The 7,258-nt window shown below is 70.3% G+C and carries 5 protein-coding genes; 4 read left to right on the top strand and 1 reads right to left on the bottom strand.

All coding sequences use genetic code 11. The annotated features are described in order from the left end of the window. Positions 1–148: 148 nt before the first annotated feature. Entirely contained in the window at positions 149–3,421 is a 3,273-nt protein-coding gene (locus ACFYNU_RS34350; RefSeq protein ID WP_356589135.1) for a LamG-like jellyroll fold domain-containing protein, read from the bottom strand. A 346-nt stretch (positions 3,422–3,767) separates the two neighbouring features. Between ACFYNU_RS34350 and thrS the strand changes: the two genes are divergently transcribed. From thrS to ACFYNU_RS34330, 4 genes are all read left to right on the top strand, one after another. Next, positions 3,768–5,036, top strand: coding sequence for a threonine--tRNA ligase (gene thrS, locus ACFYNU_RS34345; RefSeq protein ID WP_388768336.1), 1,269 nt, complete (start codon positions 3,768–3,770; stop codon positions 5,034–5,036). A 9-nt stretch (positions 5,037–5,045) separates the two neighbouring features. Then, entirely contained in the window at positions 5,046–5,237 is a 192-nt protein-coding gene (locus ACFYNU_RS34340; RefSeq protein ID WP_356589133.1) for a hypothetical protein, read from the top strand. A gap of 370 nt (positions 5,238–5,607) precedes the next feature. Continuing rightward, the gene (locus tag ACFYNU_RS34335; RefSeq protein ID WP_356589131.1) at positions 5,608–6,279 is read left to right on the top strand and encodes a CGNR zinc finger domain-containing protein; all 672 of its coding nucleotides are present in this window, start codon (positions 5,608–5,610) and stop codon (positions 6,277–6,279) included. Between the two features lie 100 nt (positions 6,280–6,379). After that, positions 6,380–7,255, top strand: a complete 876-nt coding sequence (locus ACFYNU_RS34330; protein WP_356589129.1) for an alpha/beta hydrolase — start codon at positions 6,380–6,382, stop codon at positions 7,253–7,255. Positions 7,256–7,258: the final 3 nt, after the last annotated feature.

Below are 7,258 nucleotides of genomic sequence, written 5' to 3'. Positions count from 1 at the left end.
GCGCGGGATCCGCCCCACGGGGTGGGGTCCGCCGGGTGGCTGCGGGCGCGGGGCCCCCCCCGGCCCCCCCGGCCCCCCCCCGGGATACGCGGACGTGGTCCCCGGTGAGCGATCGGCTCACCGGGGACCACGTCGATGTGTGCCCGCGCTACCGCGGTTGTTCCTCCGCGTGCAGGCTCTTGACCTGACTGTCCGTCAGCGCCGTGTCGTAGACGTGCACTTGGTCGATCGATCCGTCCCAGAAGTCGCCCTTGGCGCCGTCGTACTTGGCGCGGCCGAGCGACAGCGGTCCGGTGCTCACATCGACCGGCCCCGCCGCGACGGTCGCGGCCGGTACGCCGTCGACGTACAGCGTGATGTCGTCCGACGCCGAGTCACGGACTCCGACGAGGTGGTACCAGCGGTCCGTCTCCGGCTCGGTCACCAGGCGCGCGCGGTTGCCGCCCGGGGTGCTGAACGCGAACGCGCCCTGACCGTACTGGAGATAGAACGGATTCTCCGTACGCCGGCCGTCCTGGCTGACCGCCGTCGCATAGTTGCCGGGGAGCGCGTCGAGCGTGACCCAGGCGGAAACCGAGTAGCTCTTGGTGGTGTCGACGACCGGGCCGTCGGTCTGCGCGTACTGGCCGTTGCCGTCGAAGGCGAGTGCCGAGCCGCTGACGCCCGTCGTCCAGGTGGAGCCGCCGACGAGGCCGAGGGCCTTGGCGTTCGGGCCGCTGTCCTTGGCCGTGGCGCCCTTCCCCTCGTCCAGCGCCCAGTGTCCGCCGCCGCTCAACTCGTCGCGTTCGCCCGCTTCCGCGCCGGCCTTGATGACCTTCAGATTGATGTCACGCACGCGCGCCGGGTCGATCTTGATCTCCCTGCGATCGTAGGTGTAGAAGCCGTTGAGTTCGTTCTCCAGGTCGCTGACCTGGGTGTAGACGGAGCCCGACAGTTCCGCGCCGGCCGCTTCCAGATAGAAGTCGGTGGTGTTCTGGACGTACTTCGCGGTGAGCGCGTCCTTGTCGGCCACCCCGCTGTAGATCGCGGCGGGCGGGCCGGGCCACATGTGCCCGGGGGTGCGGAGCGTGAAGCCGCCGTGCTCACCGTCCATCGCCGCGCGGTGGTCGGGGAAGGGGGCGTCGTTGTTGACGTAGTCGTGGTGGTCGATGATCTCGCCCTTGCCCGAATCCCCCTTGGAGGAGCAGCAGTTGACGCCGCTGTGGGCGTTGACGATTCGGGAGGGGTCGGTCTGCTTCACGGATTCGGCGATCCGGCCGGTCTCCTCGCGGTTCCACTCGCCCCAGCCCTCGTTGAAGACGATCCAGCCGATGACGGAGGGTGCGTTGTGCAGCTGACGCATCATCTGCTTGCCCTCGTCGACGAAGGTCTTCTGTCCCGCTTCGTTGGTGATGTCGCTGGAGACGAAGTCCTGCCAGACGAGCAGACCGAGCTTGTCGGCGTGGTGGTAGAAGCGCGCCGACTCGACCTTGATGTGTTTGCGTACGGCGTTGAAGCCGAGGTTCTTCTGGGCCTTGAGGTCGAAGGCGAGTGCCGCGTCGCTGGGCTGGGTGTAGAGGCCGTCGGGCCAGAATCCCTGGTCCAGCATGGCGAGGGAGAAGACCGGCTTCCCGTTGAGTACGAGCTTCTGGTAGCCGCCGACCTTCTCGATGCCGACCGACCGCATACCGAAGTAGCTGTCGACGCGGTCGGTGGACCGGCCGTCGGTGAGGGTGACGTCGAGGTCGTACAGGTACGGGTCGTCCGGGGTCCAGAGCCGCTGGTTCTTGACCGGCAGACGCAGTTCGCTGCCGGGGCGGCCGGTGACAGTCGACACGATCCTCCCCCGGGCGTCGCGTGCGACCGCCCTGACCTTGGCGTCGGGTGAGGCCTTGGCGGAGTTGACGGTGACGGCCAGGGTGCGGCTGTCGATGTCGGGTGTGGTGACGAGTTCGTCGACGGCCGCCGTGGCGACCGGCTCCATCCAGACGGTCTGCCAGATGCCCGACGACTGGGTGTAGACGATGCCGCCGGGGTCGGTGGACTGTTTGCCCATCGGCTGGTTGGGGCCGTTGGTGTCGGTGACGGCGACCACGATCTCCTGCGGTCCCCTGCCGCCGTTCTTCAGCGCGTCGGTGATGTCGGCGCTGAACGCCGTGTAGCCGCCGGTGTGCTGGGTGACCTGTTTGCCGTTGACCCAGACGCGGGTCGCGTAGTCGACGGCGTCGAAGTTGAGCTTCAGCCGCTTGCCGCTGCCGACCTGCCAGTTGGCCGGGACGGTCACGAGCTTGCGGTAGAACATGTGGTCCTCGTGGCGTTCGAGGCCGGAGAGCTGCGACTCGACCGGGAACGGCACGATGATCTTCTCGTCCAGGTCCTTGCCGAAGACGGGCTGTTCGTCCTTCTCGGCGCCGGTGAACTGCCAAGGCCCGTTCAGGTTCTGCCACTTGTCGCGCACCTGCTGCGGACGCGGGTACTCGGGCAGCGGGTTGTCCCGGTCGAGCTTGTCGCCCCACTCGGTGGTGAGCCGGTGCGTGGACTCGTTGGCCGCCGTGCGCATGATCTCCGGCACGGTCTCGCCGCCGGCCTGGAGGCCGCCCTTGCCGTCGTAACGGAAGCTCACCCGCTGGTCCCGCTGGATCGGCGCCTTCAGCGTGACGGTGAGGGAGTACGGGTCACCGGGGGTGCGGGCGACGGAGGAGACCGGCATCGGGGTCGTGTCGACCTCGATCTTCAGATGGTCCCTCAGCGCGGCGATCGTGCCGCCGACCTTCTCCTCGAAGGTCGCGCGGATCCGCCGGCCGTCCTTCCCGACCGTCGGCGAGACCGGGTAGATCTCGAAGTCGGCGGGCGGGGTGAACGCGGACTCGGGGACGATCTGCTTCTCGGTCCCCGCGCCCGACCAGCGCAGGAACATGTTCGCGCCGCCGATGTCCTGGAACATCTCGACGCGGATGTCCTGCGGCTCACCGGCCTTGAGCGTGACGGGCGCGCTGGTCTGCTCCTTGTCCCAGTCCGGCTCCCAGTGGTCGATGACCACCTTGTCGCCGATCCAGACGCGGAAGCCGTTGTCGCCGGTCGCGTAGAAGGTGTAGTCGCCGCTCGCGGGGGCCTCGACACGGCCGGTCCAGCGGGCGGTGGTGTGTTCGGCGCGGCCGGTCAGGGACTCGAACGTCGAGGCCAGGCCCGGGAATTCGATCTGCGGGTCGAGGGCCACTCCCCCGAGGTCGGCGAAGTCGCGCGCACCGGGCGCGGACATGCTGAAGTACTCGCCCTTGAGGCCGTGCACCTCGCCGGCGGGGGCGGCGGCGGGCGCGGTGTCCGCGGCGGTCGCGCCCGGGGCGAATCCGGTCGTCGGCAGCAGCAGGGCGACCGCGAGCAGCAGCGAGCGGATCAGGGGGCGGGAGCGCAGCGTTGGGCGGGCGGCGGGCTTTCGTCTCATGGAAGTCCTCGATGTCCTCGCGCGGACGGGGGCGGAAGGGGTTTCGTCCCGGCATTACAACGTTGGAAAGTGTCCGCAGCGGAATGACAGCACGACCGCTCGGCAGGTGTCCAGGGTTAGGACAGAAGGTGTTCGCGGGACGCGGGTGGTAAGTGGTGCCCGTGAGAAATGCGGTTGCCGTGGCGCGGGTCGCGCTCTACCGTCGATTCCATGAAGCGTGCCGCGATGACGACGACGCCGGAGAGTGTCCCGGCGCGCTGACTGCTGATCCAGTTCGAAGCCCCGGGGCGAGTGCCCCGGGGCTTCGTCGCGTGGTCATTCGCTCCGTACCAGCGAGGAGACGACCATGCATGACCACCGCCGACTCGGCCGCGAGTTGGACCTGTTCGACACCGATCCGCTGATCGGCGCCGGCCTGCCGTACTGGCTGCCCGACGGCGCGACCGTACGGCACGCCCTGGAGGAGTACATCCGTGCCGTGGAGCGGCGCGCGGGCTACCGGCATGTGTACTCGCCGGTGCTGGGCAAGCGGGAGCTGTACGAGATCTCCGGGCACTGGTCGCACTACAGCGACGACATGTTCCCGCCGATGGAGCTGGGCGGGGAGGAGTTCGTGCTGCGGCCGAGTCTGTGTCCGCACCATGCGTTGATCTACCGGTCCCGCGCCCATAGCTACCGTGAACTTCCGCTCCGGATGGCCGAGTTGGGCGGCATGTACCGCTCCGAGCTGTCCGGGGTGCTGGGCGGTCTCACCCGCGTACGGTCGATCCAGCTCAACGACGCGCACATCTTCTGCACCGTGGACCAGGTGGCCGAGGAGGCGCGGGCGGCGCTGGAGCTGATCCGGCGGGCGTACGACGCGCTCGGCATCCGCCCGGCGCGGTTCCGGCTGTCGCTGCCGGGGCCCGGCGGGAAGTACGTCGCCGATCCGGCCATGTGGGAGCGGTCGGCGGCGCTGCTGACCGAGGTCCTGGACAGTTCGGGTGTGGCGTACGAGGCGGTGGAGGGCGAGGCGGCGTTCTACGGCCCGAAGATCGACGTCCAGATCGCCGACGCGGCGGGGCGCGAGTCGACCCTGTCCACCGTGCAGGTCGACTTCCACCAGCCCGAGCGGTTCGATCTGCGGTACATCGGCGCCGATGGGGCCAGGCACCGGCCGGTGATGATCCATCGCAGTGTGATCGGCAGTGTGGAGCGGGCGGTCGCGCATCTCGTGGAGCGGCACGACGGCGCGTTTCCCGGCTGGCTCGCGCCGACCCAGGTCGTGGTGCTGCCGGTCTCCGACGCGGAACTGCCGCCGGCGGAACGGCTCGTGGAGCGATGCGCCGAGCGGGGGCTGCGGGCGGAGGTGTCGGGGCCGGAGCACGGCACCCTGGGCGCGCGGGTCCGGGCGGCCAGACTGGTGCCGTACCAGGCCGTGATCGGGGCGCGGGAGGCCGCGGGGGACGCGGTGGCGCTGCGGCTGCGGGACGGGCGGCGCGTGGACGGCCTGCCGGCCGGCGAACTGCTGGACCGGGTCGGGGCACTCGTGGGCGCGTACAGCACCGCTCTCTGGGACGAGGGCCGGCAGGAGCCGGGGCCGGTCGTGGGGAGTCCCGCCCGTGATCTTGGGTAGCGGGTTGTCATGCTGAAGCACAGACGTATCCGAATCCTGCTGGTCCTGCTGGCGAGTTGGGCCGCGACGGCCGGGGTGGAGCGGTTCCGCGGGGAGCTGCCCTGGTCCACGGCCGTCACGCACGCGCTGCCGTGGGCGGTGCTGGTCGCCTTCGTCTGGTGGTTCGCGGAGTGGACCCAGGTGCGGCGCCGCCACCCCTGACCGGGAGGGGTGCCGCCGCTGCCCGGGACGCGGCGCCACTGCCCGGGATACGGCGCCGCCGCCCGGCCGGACCGGAGTGTCGTGTCCGTCTCACCCCGTCGACCGCTGGACGGCGATCGACGGGGTACCCGGTTCCCAGGCCCGGAAGGCCGGCATACGGCCGGCCCCGCCGGCCCGAACCGCACTCGGCGGATTCACGAGCAAGGAGTCTCAGATGTACATAGGTGTTGGAACAGTCGTCGTCATCCTGGTCGTCATCGTCGTGATCATGCTGCTGCGTCGGCGCTGACTCCCTCAGCTGGATCCACATGCCGGATCCACACGCTTACTCCGGTCGACAGCCATTAGGGCTCGCATTACAGTCGTCCGTATGGTGAGCATTCGGCCCGGTACGTCCGCGTCTCCGCCGCCCACAGCGGCTCCGCTGCTGGGCGAGCCCCTGCCGGTCGAGCTGATGAACACCATCTGGGCCGGCCGGGACGGCGTACACGACGAGCTGACGCGTCCCGAAGGTCTCGCGGCCTGGCTGCGCGGTGTCCAGCCGCGCCTCGTACCGGCCGGCGGACCGTCCCTCGCGCAGCTGTCGGACCCCTCGGAGGACGAACTCCGGCGGTTCCGGCAGCTGCGCGACGCGCTGCGGTACCTCGCCGCGGTCACCACCGGCGACACACGGGCCGCGCGGGACACCGGCCCGGTCGCCGATCCCCTCTCGGCGGCGGTCTCCGCCGTCAACGAGGCCTGCGCGTACGCCCCTTCCTGGTCCGCGCTGAGGTGGACCGGGGCCGGCGTGCCGATGCGCGCGGAGGTCGCGAACGGCACCCCGCCCGCGCGGATCCTGTCGCGCGTCGCGGAGGAAGGCGCGCGCCTCTTCGCCGGACCCGACCGGGCCGAATTGCGGGCCTGCCACGGTCCGCGCTGCGTGCTGTATTTCGTGCGCTCCCACCCACGCCGGGAGTGGTGCTCCGCGGACTGCGGAAACCGCGCCCGGGTGGCCCGCCACTACCGGCGCCGTCGTGACGCCGGCGCGGCGGCGCAGGCGTGAGCGTTCCGCGTACGCGCGGTGGCGCGGGCGGGAGCGTTTCCCCCACGCGGGGTGTGAACCGGCAACAGTCACTCGGGGCCCTTGAGGCAAGGAGTGCGTCATGGTCAACGTCCACCACCGGTATGCGACCGTCCAGGGCCGTGAACTGTTCTACCGGGAGGCCGGCCCGCCCGGCGCGCCCGTGCTCGTGCTGCTGCACGGCTTCCCCACCAGCTCGTTCATGTTCCGCCATCTCATCCCGGAGCTGGCCGACCGCTATCACGTCATCGCCCCCGACCACCTCGGCTTCGGCCTGTCCGACGCGCCGCCCGTCGGGGACTTCGACTACAGCTTCGACGCGCTCGCCGATCTGACGGCGGCGCTGCTGGCCGGACTCGGCGTGACCCGGTACGCCATCTACGTACAGGACTACGGGGCTCCCGTCGGCTGGCGCCTGGCACTCAAGGACCCGGACGCGATCACGGCGATCATCACGCAGAACGGAAACGGGTACGAGGCGGGTCTCGTCGAGACCTTCTGGGGGACGGCCCGCGCGTACTGGCGCGAACAGAACCCCGAGACGATCGCCGCCATCCGTGAGGCATTCAGCCTGGACATGATCAAGTGGCAGTATCTGCACGGAGTTCCCGACCCGAGTCTGGTCAGCCCCGACACCTGGCACCATGACCACGCCCTGGTCTCCCGCACCGGCAACGACCGCGTCCAGTTGACGCTGCTGCTCGACTACGCCACCAACCTGCCGCTCTATCCGCGTCTGCACGCGTATCTGCGCGACCGCCGGCCTCCGCTGCTGGCCGTGTGGGGCAAGAACGACGAGATCTTCGGCCCGGCGGGCGCCGAGGCGTTCGCGGCCGATGTGCCCGACGCGCGGGTGCACCTCGTCGACGGAGGGCACTTCCTGCTCGAAAGCGCGCTGGACGAGGTCGCCGGGCTGATCCGCGGCTTCCTCACGAAGGCGGACCTGCCCGCGGGCTGACAC

Source organism: Streptomyces sp. NPDC006643 (assembly GCF_042870175.1).
In the GTDB taxonomy this organism is placed as follows: Bacteria; Actinomycetota; Actinomycetes; order Streptomycetales; family Streptomycetaceae; genus Streptomyces.
This window is presented reverse-complemented; position numbering and strand designations above follow the sequence as displayed.

Coding starts and splice junctions, on each gene's coding strand:
- ACFYNU_RS34340 (WP_356589133.1), top strand. CDS start 5,046: ATGCTGAAGCACAGACGTATCCGAATCCTGCTGGTCCTGCTGGCGAGT.
- ACFYNU_RS34330 (WP_356589129.1), top strand. CDS start 6,380: ATGGTCAACGTCCACCACCGGTATGCGACCGTCCAGGGCCGTGAACTG.
- thrS (WP_388768336.1), top strand. CDS start 3,768: ATGCATGACCACCGCCGACTCGGCCGCGAGTTGGACCTGTTCGACACC.
- ACFYNU_RS34335 (WP_356589131.1), top strand. CDS start 5,608: ATGGTGAGCATTCGGCCCGGTACGTCCGCGTCTCCGCCGCCCACAGCG.
- ACFYNU_RS34350 (WP_356589135.1), bottom strand. CDS start 3,421: ATGAGACGAAAGCCCGCCGCCCGCCCAACGCTGCGCTCCCGCCCCCTG.